Source organism: Taurinivorans muris, from assembly GCF_025232395.1.
In the GTDB taxonomy this organism is placed as follows: domain Bacteria; phylum Desulfobacterota; class Desulfovibrionia; order Desulfovibrionales; family Desulfovibrionaceae; genus Taurinivorans; species Taurinivorans muris.
The window spans coordinates 692,686-706,180 of record NZ_CP065938.1; the positions used below are offsets into that span (position 1 = coordinate 692,686).

The 13,495-nt window shown below is 44.4% G+C and carries 13 protein-coding genes; all 13 read right to left on the reverse strand.

The genetic code is table 11. The features are described from left to right. Positions 1 to 2: 2 nt before the first annotated feature. Positions 3 to 1,517 carry a F0F1 ATP synthase subunit alpha gene (gene atpA, locus JBF11_RS03205; RefSeq protein WP_334315937.1) on the reverse strand — a complete coding sequence of 505 codons (1,515 nt, stop codon included), beginning with the start codon at positions 1,515 to 1,517 and terminating at the stop codon, positions 3 to 5. A gap of 3 nt (positions 1,518 to 1,520) precedes the next feature. Then, positions 1,521 to 2,066, reverse strand: coding sequence for an ATP synthase F1 subunit delta (atpH, locus tag JBF11_RS03210; protein WP_334315938.1), 546 nt, complete (start codon positions 2,064 to 2,066; stop codon positions 1,521 to 1,523). Next, entirely contained in the window at positions 2,063 to 2,620 is a 558-nt protein-coding gene (locus JBF11_RS03215; protein ID WP_334315939.1) for a F0F1 ATP synthase subunit B family protein, read from the reverse strand. The genes atpH and JBF11_RS03215 overlap by 4 nt, the downstream gene beginning before the upstream one ends. Positions 2,621 to 2,640: 20 nt before the next feature. Next, entirely contained in the window at positions 2,641 to 3,060 is a 420-nt protein-coding gene (locus tag JBF11_RS03220; protein WP_334315940.1) for an ATP synthase F0 subunit B, read from the reverse strand. Positions 3,061 to 3,162: 102 nt separating this feature from the next. Further along, positions 3,163 to 3,516, reverse strand: coding sequence for a bactofilin family protein (locus JBF11_RS03225; protein WP_334315941.1), 354 nt, complete (start codon positions 3,514 to 3,516; stop codon positions 3,163 to 3,165). A gap of 13 nt (positions 3,517 to 3,529) precedes the next feature. Beyond that, positions 3,530 to 4,651: a rod shape-determining protein RodA gene (gene rodA / locus JBF11_RS03230; RefSeq protein ID WP_334315942.1), complete on the reverse strand. Its 1,122-nt coding sequence runs from the start codon at positions 4,649 to 4,651 to the stop codon at positions 3,530 to 3,532. Further along, positions 4,648 to 6,444, reverse strand: coding sequence for a penicillin-binding protein 2 (gene mrdA, locus JBF11_RS03235; protein WP_334315943.1), 1,797 nt, complete (start codon positions 6,442 to 6,444; stop codon positions 4,648 to 4,650). The genes rodA and mrdA overlap by 4 nt, the downstream gene beginning before the upstream one ends. Beyond that, a complete protein-coding gene (locus tag JBF11_RS03240; protein WP_334315944.1) occupies positions 6,428 to 6,895 on the reverse strand; it encodes a hypothetical protein in 468 nt (155 codons plus the stop codon). The genes mrdA and JBF11_RS03240 overlap by 17 nt, the downstream gene beginning before the upstream one ends. A 2-nt stretch (positions 6,896 to 6,897) precedes the next feature. Then, a complete protein-coding gene (gene mreC / locus JBF11_RS03245) occupies positions 6,898 to 7,866 on the reverse strand; it encodes a rod shape-determining protein MreC (RefSeq protein ID WP_334315945.1) in 969 nt (322 codons plus the stop codon). Between the two features lie 66 nt (positions 7,867 to 7,932). Then, positions 7,933 to 8,973, reverse strand: coding sequence for a rod shape-determining protein (locus tag JBF11_RS03250; protein ID WP_334315946.1), 1,041 nt, complete (start codon positions 8,971 to 8,973; stop codon positions 7,933 to 7,935). Positions 8,974 to 9,048: 75 nt separating this feature from the next. Further along, positions 9,049 to 11,004 (reverse strand): methionine--tRNA ligase, encoded by a 1,956-nt coding sequence (gene metG / locus JBF11_RS03255; protein ID WP_334315947.1) that lies wholly within the window; start codon positions 11,002 to 11,004, stop codon positions 9,049 to 9,051. A gap of 8 nt (positions 11,005 to 11,012) precedes the next feature. Next, positions 11,013 to 12,140, reverse strand: coding sequence for a PSP1 domain-containing protein (locus tag JBF11_RS03260; RefSeq protein WP_334315948.1), 1,128 nt, complete (start codon positions 12,138 to 12,140; stop codon positions 11,013 to 11,015). A 34-nt stretch (positions 12,141 to 12,174) separates the two neighbouring features. Then, entirely contained in the window at positions 12,175 to 13,470 is a 1,296-nt protein-coding gene (hemA, locus tag JBF11_RS03265; protein WP_334315949.1) for a glutamyl-tRNA reductase, read from the reverse strand. Between the last annotated feature and the right edge of the window lie 25 nt (positions 13,471 to 13,495).

Consider the following 13,495-nt stretch of genomic DNA (forward strand, 5'->3'; position numbering starts at 1 on the left):
AATTACCTCCGAGCCACAAAAGATGCTTTGAACTCTTTAATGGCGGAACTTAAACGTTCTTCCAAATCCTTATCAATTTGTTTACGTTCACGGATATCAGCCAAAGTATCAGCTTTTGACGTGCGTAAGTATTCCAAAAGACCCGCTTCAAAAGGAAGGACGGAAGAAACTTCGATATCGTCCAAGAAACCGCGGGCGGCAGAGAAAATGGAAGCCACTTGCTCTTCTGTCGGCATTGGCTGATATTGCGCTTGTTTCAACAGTTCTGTCATTCTGGCGCCGCGGTCAAGAGTTGCTTTTGTCGCTTTGTCAAGGTCAGAACCGAATTGGGCGAACGCAGCCATTTCACGGTATTGGGCAAGGTCAAGACGAAGCGTACCTGCGACTTGCTTCATAGCTTTGATTTGCGCGGCACCGCCGACACGTGAAACGGAAATACCAACGTTGATAGCAGGACGGATACCTGCGTTAAAAAGGTTGGATTCAAGGAATACCTGACCGTCCGTAATGGAAATTACGTTGGTTGGAATATATGCGGAAACGTCACCCGCTTGGGTTTCAATAACCGGAAGAGCGGTAAGGGAACCGCCGCCGAGTTCATCGGAAAGTTTAGCGGCACGTTCAAGCAAACGTGAGTGCAAGTAGAAAACGTCACCGGGGAACGCTTCACGTCCCGGAGGACGGCGGAGAAGAAGGGACATTTGACGGTAAGCGACAGCCTGCTTGGATAAGTCATCGTAAATGATAAGAGCGTGTTTGCCGTTATCCCTGTAATATTCAGCCATCGTACAGCCGGCATATGCGGCGATATATTGCAGCGGAGCGGATTCAGATGCGGATGCGGAAATAATGGTGGTATATTCCATCGCACCGTGCTGGCGAAGCTTTTCGGCTACAAGAGCAACGGTAGACTGCTTTTGACCGATGGCAACGTAAAAACAATGCACATCAGTATTTTTCTGCGCTAAAATGGCATCAACACAAACAGCTGTCTTACCGACTTGACGGTCACCGATGATAAGCTCACGCTGACCGCGTCCGATAGGAGTAATCGCGTCAATAGCTTTAATACCTGTAACCATCGGTTCATGAACACTTTTACGTGACATGAGCCCCGGAGCTTTAAGCTCGACCGGACGTGTTTCCGTAGCTTCAACCGGTCCCAAGCCGTCCAAAGGCTGACCGAGCGGATTTAAAACACGACCTGTAACGGCTTCACCGACCGGAACAGAGAAAATCTTGCCTGTACGTTTTACAGGATCACCTTCTTTAATGGCTCTGTCATCACCCAAAAGAGCGACCCCGACGTTGTCCTCTTCAAGGTTCAGCACCATTCCCATAAGACCACCCGGAAACTCAAGGAGTTCCATGGCCATAGCATTTTGAACACCGTAAACACGAGCAATACCGTCACCGACATAAAGCACGGTTCCCGTTTCGCTCATTTCGACACGCTGGTCATAATTACGGATTTGTTCTTCAATAATTTTACTAATTTCTTCAGCCTTTATTTGCATGGCCTACTCACCCCTCTTGATGGATTCTCTGAGGTTATCAAGCTGTGCACGCAAACTCGCATCATACACGATATCTCCGACTTTCAGAACAATACCGCCTAAAATCCGGGTATCGACCGCATAAGAAAGCACAAGCTTGCGACCAGTTTGTTTTTCAAGCTGAGATAAAATCTCAGACTTTTTATCATTATCAAGTTCAATAGCAGTGGTGACAAGTCCACGGCTAATGCCTTTCGCTTCATCAAGCATCGCTTTAAAATCAGCAACAATGACAGGAATTAATGCAAGTCTTCCTTTATCGGCAAGAAGAGAAAAGAAATTTTTCTCCGCAGTCCCTGCCTGACATTGAACCAGCATACTCATGATTATCGACTTTTTTTCTTCATGCGTAATGACAGGGCTTATCATTAATTCTTTCAATTGCGTGCTGTTTTCAAGAGCATCTGCAAGAGCATCAAGAGTTTCGGCAAAAGAATCCAATGTACCGTTTTCTTTTCCTAAATTGAACAACGCACTTGCATAACGCCTTGATACTGCATTACCAATCATGAGAACACTACCTTTGATAAGGATTTTTCTATTAAAGCATTGTGACCGTCTTTATCCAAACGTGACACAATTTCTTTTTCCATTTGAGCAACAATTTCCTCTGCCATTTGGGCTTTGATTTTTTGCACTTCATTGTGAACATCTTGTTCGGCGGCAAGCTTCGCCTGTTCAATGATGCGTTCGGCTTGCTTTTCCGCATCGGAAATAATGGCAGATTTGATTGCTTCAGCCTGTTTTTTACCGTCTTCAAAAAGTTTGGCGCATTCATTTTCGACTGAACGGAGCTTGTCTTCGGCAATGGATAAATTATGCTCGGCTTTTTGTCTTAACGCTTTGGCGGATTCCAACTCTTCCTTTACCTGCGCCTGATGGTTCGCAAGAAAAGTTTTCACCAATCTTCCGCCAGCGTACCATAAAATACCAAGAAATATCGCAACGTTCAGCATTCTTAATGCAAAGTTGCCCCAAGGAAGTTCGTGTCCGTCAGATGCATAGGCAAAATCAGCAACAGCACAAAATAAAACAGCAAATGCAAAGGAACTAAGATATTTCACGTAACACTCCTAAAAAGTGATTATGCTAAAATTTTTGCCAATGCTTCTTTTGAATAAGAAGAAACATCCGCCTGCAAAGCCTGCAAAGCTTCGGAACTTTCGTTTTGAATTTTTTGTGTTGATTCCTGACGGATAGCGCGGGCTTCATCAGTTGCCTTGCCAAGAACGCCGCGGGCGAACTCTTCGGCGTTTTTTTTGTATTCATCACGTTCTTTCGCGATTTGAGCGCGGACGGAACTGATACGTTCTTCGTATTGAAGATTATGGATACCCATTGACTGCATGAAGTTTTCCGTATCCTTGTTATCGGCGTCGATAATGGCTTTGCGCCGCGCCATATTGGAACGGATAGGCTTAATAATAAGGTAATTAATAATAAGCAATGAAATAAAGAAGTTAATAAGCTGTATGAAAAGCGTGACATCAAGACTTATATTCATATACGATCCTTTTTCTTAAGCCATAGTTGTTTTCTATGCAAAGAGTATACTTTTTTCAATTGCGTGTCAATACAAATAAATAAAGTTCATTTAATCACGGAACTAAAGAATTTCTTGTTCTTCCACCGCACTTTTCGTCATTTGAATAGTGCCGTCCAAAACAGCGCCGTCTTCCACGATAAGAGCCGGGGTTTTAATTTTACCTTTTAAAATACCGTCCCTGTGAATGGTCACATTTCTTTTGGCAATGACATCGCCGGCGAAATTACCGGAAAGACTCATTTCGCCGACATTGATAGTGCCTTCGATTTTGGAATCTTTTCCGACCAAAAGCACGCCGTCGGATTCGATTTCACCCAAAAATTCACCGTCGATACGGACAGTGCCTTGAAAATTCAATTTACCGGTAAAAAATGTTCCCGCACCCATGAACGCATTAATATCGTCTTTAGCCATTACCATTTCTCCTCTAAGCTTTAAAAACGAATCTATTAATTGACACACTAAGGACAATGCCAATAAAAATACAATTGACAACCATGGCGGTCCCCCCATAGCTGATGAACGGCAGCGGAATGCCCACAACAGGCATAATTCCAACCACCATACCGGTATTGACCATTACCTGCCAAAAAAAGTAAAAGAAAATGCCGGCGCAAAGCGTACTGCTGAACCTGTCCTTTGCTTCGCATATTGTACTATAAATAAAAAATAAAAAAAAGCAAAAAATTACCACTACGCCCACACTGCCCACAAAGCCCCATTCCTCACCCAAAACAGCAACGGCGAAGTCCGTATGCTTTTCGGGTAAAAAGCGCAATTGACTTTGCGTGCCTTCCTGAAAGCCTTTTCCCGTAAGTTCGCCGGAACCGATAGCGATCTGCGACTGGATGATGTGATAACCGGCGCCTCTCGGATCACGGGTAGGGTCCAAAAACGTTTTTATCCGTTCCTGCTGATAATCATGCAAAACAAACCAGCTTAAAGGCATGAGCAAGGGAATGACCACCAAACAAATACGCAAAACTTTCCATTTTATTCCATGAAAAAGCGCCATACCCCCTATAAGAAACAATATGGTCAGGGCAGAGCCGAGATCAGGCTGTTTTGCAATAAGGGCGAAAGGCAGCAGGCCGATAAAAAGCAATTTGAACAGGCGCATCCACCCCAAGGTGTCGCCGTCCTTTGACAAGTATTTCGCCCCCATCAACAAAACGGAAAATTTTGCAAATTCACTTGGCTGTACGCTAAAAAAGCCCAAATCAAGCCAGCGCTGCGCCCCGTAAACAGTTTTACCCATAACAAGGACAAGCACAAGCAAAAACACGACAAAAATATAAAAAGCAAAAGAAAACCGTTCCAAAAGCTTATAATTGATAAGCGTAACAGCAAAAAGAACAACAAAACCCACGCCTCCCCAGACAAGCTGTTTTTCATAAAAAGGAGTATGGACAATACCGTCTTCAAAACGAATGCTGCTTGCAGAATACAAATTGACAAAACCGACACAAAAAAGAATAATCGTGGTGATGAATAAAGCCCAATTCATATCCAAGAACATTTTTTTATTGGGAGTATTAAAAATTTTCATTGCTTTTTCTCCGCCGGGAACAAAAGTTTAATAATATCCCTTGTCACAGGACCTGCGGCGGAAGAACCGCCTCCTCCGTGTTCAAGCATGGTGATGATCACATAACGGCGGCCGTCTTTTTCCGCAAACGCACCGAGCCACGCATGGTCGCGTTCTTTGAAATCCATCTCATAATTTTTCTTTCTTCTGTCACCCTGCATTTTAACTTTCACAACTTGCGCGGTTCCCGTTTTCCCGCCGGTGATGACACCTTCCGTTTTTATTATCCGTGCGGTGCCCCGGGGCTCGTTTGCTGTCGCAAACATATAATCGACAATCATTTTGCAATGTTCTTGCGAAATAGGCGTATATCCGATGATTTCAGGTTCAGCACCTTTAATGAGCTGGGGTTTCAGCAATTTTCCTCCGTTCAGCAAAGAACTGATGTATACGGCAAGCTGTACCGGCGTCACAAGCATATATCCCTGTCCGATGGAAAGGTTCACGGTATCGCCGTTTTGCCACCGCTCATTAAACGTTTTTATTTTCCACTCCCTGTCGGGCATAACGCCGCGGGCTTCGTGGGGCAGTTCAATACCCGTTCGCGTGCCGAAACCGCATTTTTTAGCAAAATCGGCAATATAATCAATACCCAGTTCCAAAGCTTTTTCGTAATAATACACGTCGCATGAATACATGATGGAATGTTTCAAATCAACATATCCGTGCCCGTATTTGCTCCAACAGCGAAACTGCGAATTTCCCAGCCGGAAGACACCGCTGCAAAAAACAGTATCTTTCGGATTGACTCCCCGTTCAAGCAACGCTGCCGCCATAAGCAGTTTCCACACGGAAGCAGGCGGAAAAACACTTTGAATGGTTCTGTTTTGCAAAGGAAAGCGGGGGTGGTTTCTTACGGCATCCCATTCTTTTTTTGAAAAGCCGGTTACAAAAAGATTATTGTCATAAGACGGCAGCGTCACAAGAGCTTCAAGCGCTCCCGTATCCGGGTTCATGACAATGACAGAGCCCGCATTGTTCTGCATGATGTGTTCAATCTGCTTTTGCAGTTCAATATCAATCGACAAATAGATATTCTGCCCGGAGTAAGAGGTGTCGAGCTCCTTTCTTTGCAAAGAACGCCCGAAAACATCAACTTCCATGGCGGCTATGCCTTTTTTTCCGCGCAGCTTATCCTCAAGCACAAGCTCAAGCCCTTGCCTCCCCACAATATCCCCTAAGCTCAAGGCATCATCTTTTTTCAATTCTTCCTGCGTCGCCTCTGCCACATAGCCCATGATATGGGCGACAGTATTTTTCTGCGGATAATGCCTGCGCGCCTTCGGAACAATATGCACTCCCTGCCATAAATGTAATTGCGACTGAATTGGCGCAATCATTTCAAAAGGCAAATCGGAAACAACGATGATAGGGTCGAAAGAACGGGAAAGATACCTGCTTTCAGTATAATGCTGCACCAATTCTTCATAGGAAGTATTGGTCCATTCGCTGATTTGGGCGAGAGCGGCGTCCACATCGGGCGTATCTTCACGAATAATCGCAATAGCGAACGTGATATAATTTTCCGCCAGCGGAATACCGTTTTTATCGAAAATTTCACCGCGGGCAGCATCGACACGAGCGATTTTCGTTCTGTTTTCAAGGGCTAAACGGGCAAATTCCTCGCCTCTGTGAATTTGCAAATACCAATAGCGCGCACAAAAAACAACAAAAAGCAACGCAATTAAAAATTGCAGCAAAAACAGCCCCATACGCGGCGGTTCATAGTTTTTGGCTTCAATCTTGTGGGACATAACGAAAACCTCTTCTCAGGTAATTTGCCGTATGCCACATGATCGGCGTTAAAAACATCTGATACACGCTTTCATCCTGCAATGATTTGTAATTGATATAAATATCCTGAATTTCAGCAAGCACGCTGATAATGAAATAATGGGAAACGGCAAGAGCCGCGCTTAAAAGCAAAATAAACGTGAAACTCTCTATTTCAAAAAACCAGCGCCACGAATAAAAGAAAATGATTGCAAGGGAATACCATAAAAAGACATTCCCGAAAGGCATTGTGCCGATACCCTCTTGGATAAGGACAAACAAAAGAAAAACAACGCCGAACTGGGTTATTTTCTTTTCCTGCAAAGCGACAATTATCCCGGGAAGAAAAAAATCCACTCCGGAAATGAAAAGCTGTAAAAAAATCGCTATGCAAACATACGCGAGCCACCAAAACACATTAAGCACTTTCATGGCTAATTTGCCCCATTGGCGCTTTTATTGGCTTGTTCGTCAAAGGCTTTCTCAAAATTCTCGTTTTCCTCCGCACGGACCAGCAAAGGCGACTGCATAGGCGAAAATAAATTATTCGGTCTTGGGGAATAAACGGGACTGCCCTCCGGCAAAATATGCTCGAAAGGATTTTGCAAAAGAAGAACTTCCTCAAGTTTGTCAAAAACAACAAGGGGTTTCACTTTTATATCAAGCATGGAGTTTGCGCTCAATTCAACACTGACGACTTCCCCCACCGGTATTCCCTTTGGAAAACTCAAATCCAAGCCGCTGGTGATAACAAGCTCACCGATTTTGACTTCTTCATTCTGCTTGACAAAGCGCATGGAAAGATACTGATTATGCCCGTTGCCCTGCACGATTCCGGAAACTCTGCCCTTTTCGGTGATGACGGAAACACTGCTTCCGGAATCGGTTAATAATAACGCAATGGAAGTATACGGTCCGGCTTTGAGCACGCGTCCGACCAACCCGTCAGCATTTATGATAGGGGTTCCGACTTTTGAACCGCTGAAAAATCCTTTGGAAAGCACAAAGCTGTCGAAAAAATCATTTGCTCCGAGCCGCCATGCTAAAATTCTGACCCCGACTGTTTTCCAATCGGAAACATATTCTATGGAAAGAAGTTTCCTCAAACGGTCCAGTTCCGCTTTTTCTTCTTTGGCGAAACTCAGTTCCCGTTTTATTTGAAAAAGTTCTTCTTTCAGCTCTTCATTTTCTTCATTGACACTGACAAGACTGACATAATTATTCCAAAAATCGGAAATTGTTGTCTGCACATAAACAACGGAACGCACAAAAAAACCGACAACCTCAATACCGACATTGGTACTGATGGCGTCAAGTTTGTTTGTCCGTTCATTCCATGTGTATATTCCCAAAAAAAACAGAAAAAGTAACACGGAAACAACAATCAAGCGTCTTGCATTCATGCCTGTCCTAAAAAATAAAATCGGATTAGAAAGCTCTAATCCGAATTATGCACTATGAAATCCTGCTTAGTCAATGCAAACTTCGCGCAGCAAATCCAAATTATCGAGAGCGATGCCTGTTCCCATTACAACTGCCGCAAGCGGGTCATCCACAACAAAAATAGGCAAGTTCGTTTCTTGGCGCAAACGTTCGTCAAGCCCCCTGAGCAGCGCTCCGCCGCCGGTAAGGGCAATGCCTCTGTCCACGATATCCGCGGCAAGTTCAGCGGGGGTCTGCTCCAAAGCAACGCGCACAGCCTGCACAATAGCTTCCACTTGCTCGGAAATCGCAACACGGATTTCTTCACTGGTGACAATGATAGTATGCGGAATACCCGTTACGAAATCACGGCCTTTCACTTCAAGCTGCTGTTCCGGTTCCATGGGAAACGCCGAACCGATTTTCTTTTTTATCTGTTCCGCAGAAATTTCACCGATCAGCATATTGTATTTACGGCGGATATACGCGGCTATCGCCTCGTCCATCTTATCACCGCCGACACGTATGGAACGGGCGTAAACAATGCCGGAAAGCGCAATAACAGCGACTTCCGTCGTACCGCCGCCAATATCGACAACCATGTTGGAAGTCGGCTCCTGAATAGGCAGTTTCGCTCCGATACTTGCCGCCATCGGTTCTTCAATCAAATACACTTCCCTTGCGCCCGCGCTCAGTGCTGATTCTTTCACAGCCCTTTTTTCAACCTGCGTAATGCCGGTCGGAACGCAAATCATAATGCGGGGGCGGACTAAACGGCGTTGATTATGAACTTTTGCAATAAAATGCCGGAGCATAGCCTCCGTAACCTCAAAATCGGCGATAACGCCGTCTTTCATAGGACGGATCGGCTCAATATTTTTAGGAGCTTTGCCAAGCATGCTTTTTGCGTCAGTGCCGACAGCAATAACTTGGCTGTTTCCTTTTCTATCACGTTTGACGGCAACGACAGAAGGTTCGCTCAGCACAATACCGTGCCCTTTCACGTAAACACAGGTATTCGCTGTTCCAAGGTCAATCGCCAAATCATTTGAAAAACAACCGAGCAGCATATCTAAAACTTTAGCCATATAAAAAATCCCACTTCATTTATAAAATCAATAAAATAACTATACGTATCTTTTTTTCTTGTCAATAAAAATACATTATGAAATTTTCGAGCCGTTGGGAGCGACAGAAGTCAATAAACTCAAATGCTCATCTTTTTCAGCCGTCAAAATCATACCATGCGACACCAGACCGCGGAGTTTCCGCGGAGGCAGATTGGCCACCACCACGACTTTTTTTCCTACCAATTCGGCAGGGTTGAAAAACTCCGCAATTCCGGAAATAATCTGGCGCGGTTTTTCTTCGCCCAAATCAACATCGAAACGAAGCAATTTATCCGCATCGGGATGTTGTTCCGCGGCGATAATTGTTCCCACGCGCAAATCCAATTTTTGAAAATCCGCAAATTCGATACAAGAATTATCGGTTTTTTCTTCATTTGATTTAGTATTATTTTGTTTTGCGCCTTTATTTGAACTTTGTTTTTTCTCAGTCTTTTCTTTGTCTTCCGCCGGTTTCTCGAAACGGGGAAATAAATTTGAAGTTTCGGAAATCATGCCGCCGGTCCGCAAATGAATTTTGCAGGAAAGCAAATCGTCAATAAGTTTTGCATGCATCCTGAATTCCTTGCCGAGCTGGGCCTGCATTTTTTTGCTGCTTTCAGGCATAACGGGATAAAGAAGCACGGCAATCTTATACATGTTTTCCAAAAGCACGCGCAAAACCGTTGCCAAGCGTTCAAGCTTATTTTCTTTGTACAAAGTCCACGGAGCTTGGCTGTCCACGTATTTGTTCATCAAACGGATAGGCTCCCAAAGCCCTTCCAAAGCTTGAGAAAAGCGAACTTCCTTAAAAAGCTGGATATAATTCCGTGCGGCATTTTCCACACTGGCAAAAATTTGCTCGTCATCCGGCAAAATCTCTCCGACAGCAGGAATTTCTTTTGCAAAATATTTTCCGTTCATGGAAAGCACCCGGCTGAACAAGTTTCCCAAATCATTAGCCAAGTCGGAATTTATCCGTGAAATGAGGGCTTCTTCCGAATAGGAAGCGTCAGAACCGAAATGCATATCACGCAATAAAAAATAACGAAACGCATCTAAACCAAAATGCTCGGAAGCAAAACGGGGGTCAACCACATTTCCGAGTGATTTCGACATCTTAGTATCTTTGACAAGCCAATATCCGTGCACATTCAAATGCCTGTAAACAGGCAAATCAGCGGCTTTCAGCATGGTAGGCCAAAAGATGCCGTGAGGTTTCAAAATATCCTTGGCAACCAAATGCTCGGCAGGCCAATACTTGTCAAAATCCGACAAATCGCCGATATTGCCCCAGCCAAGGGCGGAAATATAATTTGCCAAAGCGTCGAACCACACATAACAAACGTAATTGTTATCAAACGGCAGTTCGATTCCCCATTCAAGACGTGATTTCGGACGGGAAATACACAAATCCTCAAGCACATTGCCTTCAAGCATGGCGAGCACTTCATTCCTGTACCGTTCGGGACGTATGAAATCCGGATTATCAAGAATATATTGTTTCAGCCATTCCTGATACTTGGACATCTTAAAAAAATAGTTCTTTTCGCTGATGTATTCCGGCTTTGTTTTATGCTGCGGGCAAAGTCCGTTCTCCAACTCTTTTTCGGTATAGAAACGTTCACAGCCAAAACAATAATGTCCGCCGTATTCACCGTAATAGATATCGCCTTTATCGTAAATTCTCTGCAAAAGCGTTTGCACCGACTTCTTATGCTTTTCATCAGTCGTTCTGATGAATTTGTCATAATCTATTTTCAAATCATTCCAAAGGGCGGCGAATTCATTGGAAATACCGTCGACAAATTCTTTTGGTGTCTTATTTTCTTTTGTCGCGGCTTTCACAATCTTGTCGCCGTGTTCATCCGTGCCCGTGAGCATGCGGGCATCATATCCCAAAAGAGCATAGAAACGTTTCAGGGTATCGGCGACAATCGTCGTATAGGCATGCCCCAAATGGGGACGGGCGTTCACATAATAAATCGGCGTTGTTACATAAAAATTAGACATATCTGCTCCTATTCATGGCTTTCGTCAAAAGATGCGCGCTTAAATTGTTTCTCTTTTTGCCGGTAATGGGGCTTAGGCTTGCGGTTATATCTGTTCTGACTTCGCTCTTCTTGATATTCATCATCCAAAAGTTTGGAAAAATCCATATCCTCGCCGAAATGCTCATCATTTCCCATGGACATATAATTGCCGTAGGCGGTCTGCTCATCATGTTCATGGCAATCGTCAAAGCCTTGCGTCTTAACCGGGTGCAGTCCCTCCCATCCGTCAACATCGATTTCCTGCTCTTGCCCTTGTTCATTAAGCACCGCAACGGTATTTTTAAACATGTTTGTCCGAACGACTTTCAATATTCCCATATCCGTCGTGTAGCGTTTGCCGATCTTGGGAGCCGCATTATGGAAAGCATCATACGTATCTTGCTCATAACTCAGACAGCAAAGCAGCCTTCCGCAAATGCCGGATATTTTAGCGGGATTTAAAAAGAGATTTTGTTCCTTTGCCATTTTGATAGTCACAGGAGCGAAATTTTTTAAATATCTGCGACAGCAAATCACCATGCCGCAGTTACCGAGCGCACCGAGCATTTGCGTTTCGTGGCGGACGCCGATCTGCCGAAGTTCTATGCGCGTTCTGTATTCCCGCACCAAATCCTTGACAAGCTCCCTGAAATCGATACGGGTTGGGGCGGTAAAATAAAAAATCATTTTACTCCTGTCCAAAAGGATTTCCACATCGACAAGCTTCATTTCCAGCCCGTGATTTTTTATGCAATTCCTGCAAAACTCAAAGGCTTGTTCCACAAGCTCTTCGTGTTCCGTCGCTTTTACGATTTCATCTTCCTGAGCCAGACGTATGGTAAAAGGATTTTGCGGCTTGCAAAAATCAATGCTTTCGGAAAGCTCGCTTTTTGCCCGCACCTCGCCGTTTTCCTCCTGATTTTTCTCATTCATCTTACTCAAAAGAAATTCAGGGGAACTTAATGAACTGCACTGCCAGACAATTCTCCCGAAAAAAATGGAATTGTCATTATATGCGACAACAGCCTGCCCGAAACAAAGCGTTTCTTCCCGTTCCACTATTCCGATACGGACTTGACCGTATTTGCTGCAACGAATACCGATATATTGTTTCATAAATTTTTCTTATCAATCCTTAGCAATTCAATGTTTATCCGTCCAATTTCAAAATATTGCGGACTATGCCCGTGTTTTGCTCTCCGTTATGGTGTTTATAGCTGTTATGCAAAAATTCCAAAGGAGCATGGTGGCATTTTTTCACAATGGCATGAGCCATTTTTTCCAGAACATCGTGCAATTCCGCATTGTTAATTCCTAAATGTTCCAAATTTTTCAACGTCTTCGCCACTTCTTCTTCGGCGATTTTATTGCCTTTATTTTCAATATCCAAAATAGTGGGCTTCAGTGTCAACGAACCGCGCCAAAACTCGAAAGCTTTTACTTCCTCATCGACAATCTGTCCCGCTTTCGTGGCTTCCTGCTTCCTGTTGGCGAGATTTTCTTCCACAACTTCTTTTAAGTCATCGATATCATAGACATAAACATTATCGAGATTGTTCACGGCAGGGTCGATGTCACGAGGCATGGCGATATCAATTAAAAACATGGGGCGTTTTTTACGTTTCTGCATAACCCGCTGCATGAGGTCCGGACGAATAATCGCCTCCATTGCGCCTGTGGAGCTTATCATGATGTCCGTATCCGCAAGACATTCTTCCAATACCTCGAAAGAAAAGGCTTCCCCGCCGATTTTCCGCGCCAGTTCTTCGGCTCTTGCAAACGTTCTGTTCACGATTTTCAATTCTTTGATTCCGCCGTTCATCAAATGCATGGCGGCAAGCTCCGCCATTTCGCCCGCTCCCAAAAGAAGAGCCTTGTTTTCACCCATATTGTCAAAGATACGTTTGGCAAGCTCCACAGCGGCATAGCTGATGGAAACGGCGCTTGAAGCGACAGCCGTTTCACTCCGCACGCGCTTTGCCACGGAAAAGGCTTTATGCAATAACCTGTTGATCAGAAGACCGGCATGCCCGGCTTGCACGGACAGACGATAAGCGGCTTTCAGCTGTCCCAAGATTTGCGGTTCGCCAAGCACAAGGGAATCCAAACTGGAAGCGACCCTGAACAAATGCCGGATAGCATCCTCATCTTCATAGTGATACATGCAGGCACGAAGTTCATTGATATCAGCACCGCGGACTTCGCACCAAACTTTGAGCAAATCTTCATAATCGCCGTCATAGACGACAATCATCTCCACCCTGTTGCAGGTGGACAGAATAAGCGATTCTTTAACCGCAAGTTTGTTCTGAACGGAAGAAATGCTGCGTTTATGGCATAAAAACGGCCATGTTTCAGGAGCGGTAAATTCCGTCAAAGTGAATTTTTCCCGTATCTCCACTTGAGCGGTACGGTGGTTTAATCCAATAAGATGAATAATCGGCATGGCTGATACACTGAAAACCTTATCT

What these genes read in the sequence shown, in the direction of transcription:
- atpA (WP_334315937.1), bottom strand. Translation starts at nt 1,517, where the DNA reads ATGCAAATAAAGGCTGAAGAAATTAGTAAAATTATTGAAGAACAAATC.
- atpH (WP_334315938.1), bottom strand. Translation starts at nt 2,066, where the DNA reads ATGATTGGTAATGCAGTATCAAGGCGTTATGCAAGTGCGTTGTTCAAT.
- JBF11_RS03220 (WP_334315940.1), bottom strand. Translation starts at nt 3,060, where the DNA reads ATGAATATAAGTCTTGATGTCACGCTTTTCATACAGCTTATTAACTTC.
- JBF11_RS03225 (WP_334315941.1), bottom strand. Translation starts at nt 3,516, where the DNA reads ATGGCTAAAGACGATATTAATGCGTTCATGGGTGCGGGAACATTTTTT.
- rodA (WP_334315942.1), bottom strand. Translation starts at nt 4,651, where the DNA reads ATGAAAATTTTTAATACTCCCAATAAAAAAATGTTCTTGGATATGAAT.
- mrdA (WP_334315943.1), bottom strand. Translation starts at nt 6,444, where the DNA reads ATGTCCCACAAGATTGAAGCCAAAAACTATGAACCGCCGCGTATGGGG.
- JBF11_RS03240 (WP_334315944.1), bottom strand. Translation starts at nt 6,895, where the DNA reads ATGAAAGTGCTTAATGTGTTTTGGTGGCTCGCGTATGTTTGCATAGCG.
- mreC (WP_334315945.1), bottom strand. Translation starts at nt 7,866, where the DNA reads ATGAATGCAAGACGCTTGATTGTTGTTTCCGTGTTACTTTTTCTGTTT.
- JBF11_RS03250 (WP_334315946.1), bottom strand. Translation starts at nt 8,973, where the DNA reads ATGGCTAAAGTTTTAGATATGCTGCTCGGTTGTTTTTCAAATGATTTG.
- metG (WP_334315947.1), bottom strand. Translation starts at nt 11,004, where the DNA reads ATGTCTAATTTTTATGTAACAACGCCGATTTATTATGTGAACGCCCGT.
- JBF11_RS03260 (WP_334315948.1), bottom strand. Translation starts at nt 12,140, where the DNA reads ATGAAACAATATATCGGTATTCGTTGCAGCAAATACGGTCAAGTCCGT.
- hemA (WP_334315949.1), bottom strand. Translation starts at nt 13,470, where the DNA reads ATGCCGATTATTCATCTTATTGGATTAAACCACCGTACCGCTCAAGTG.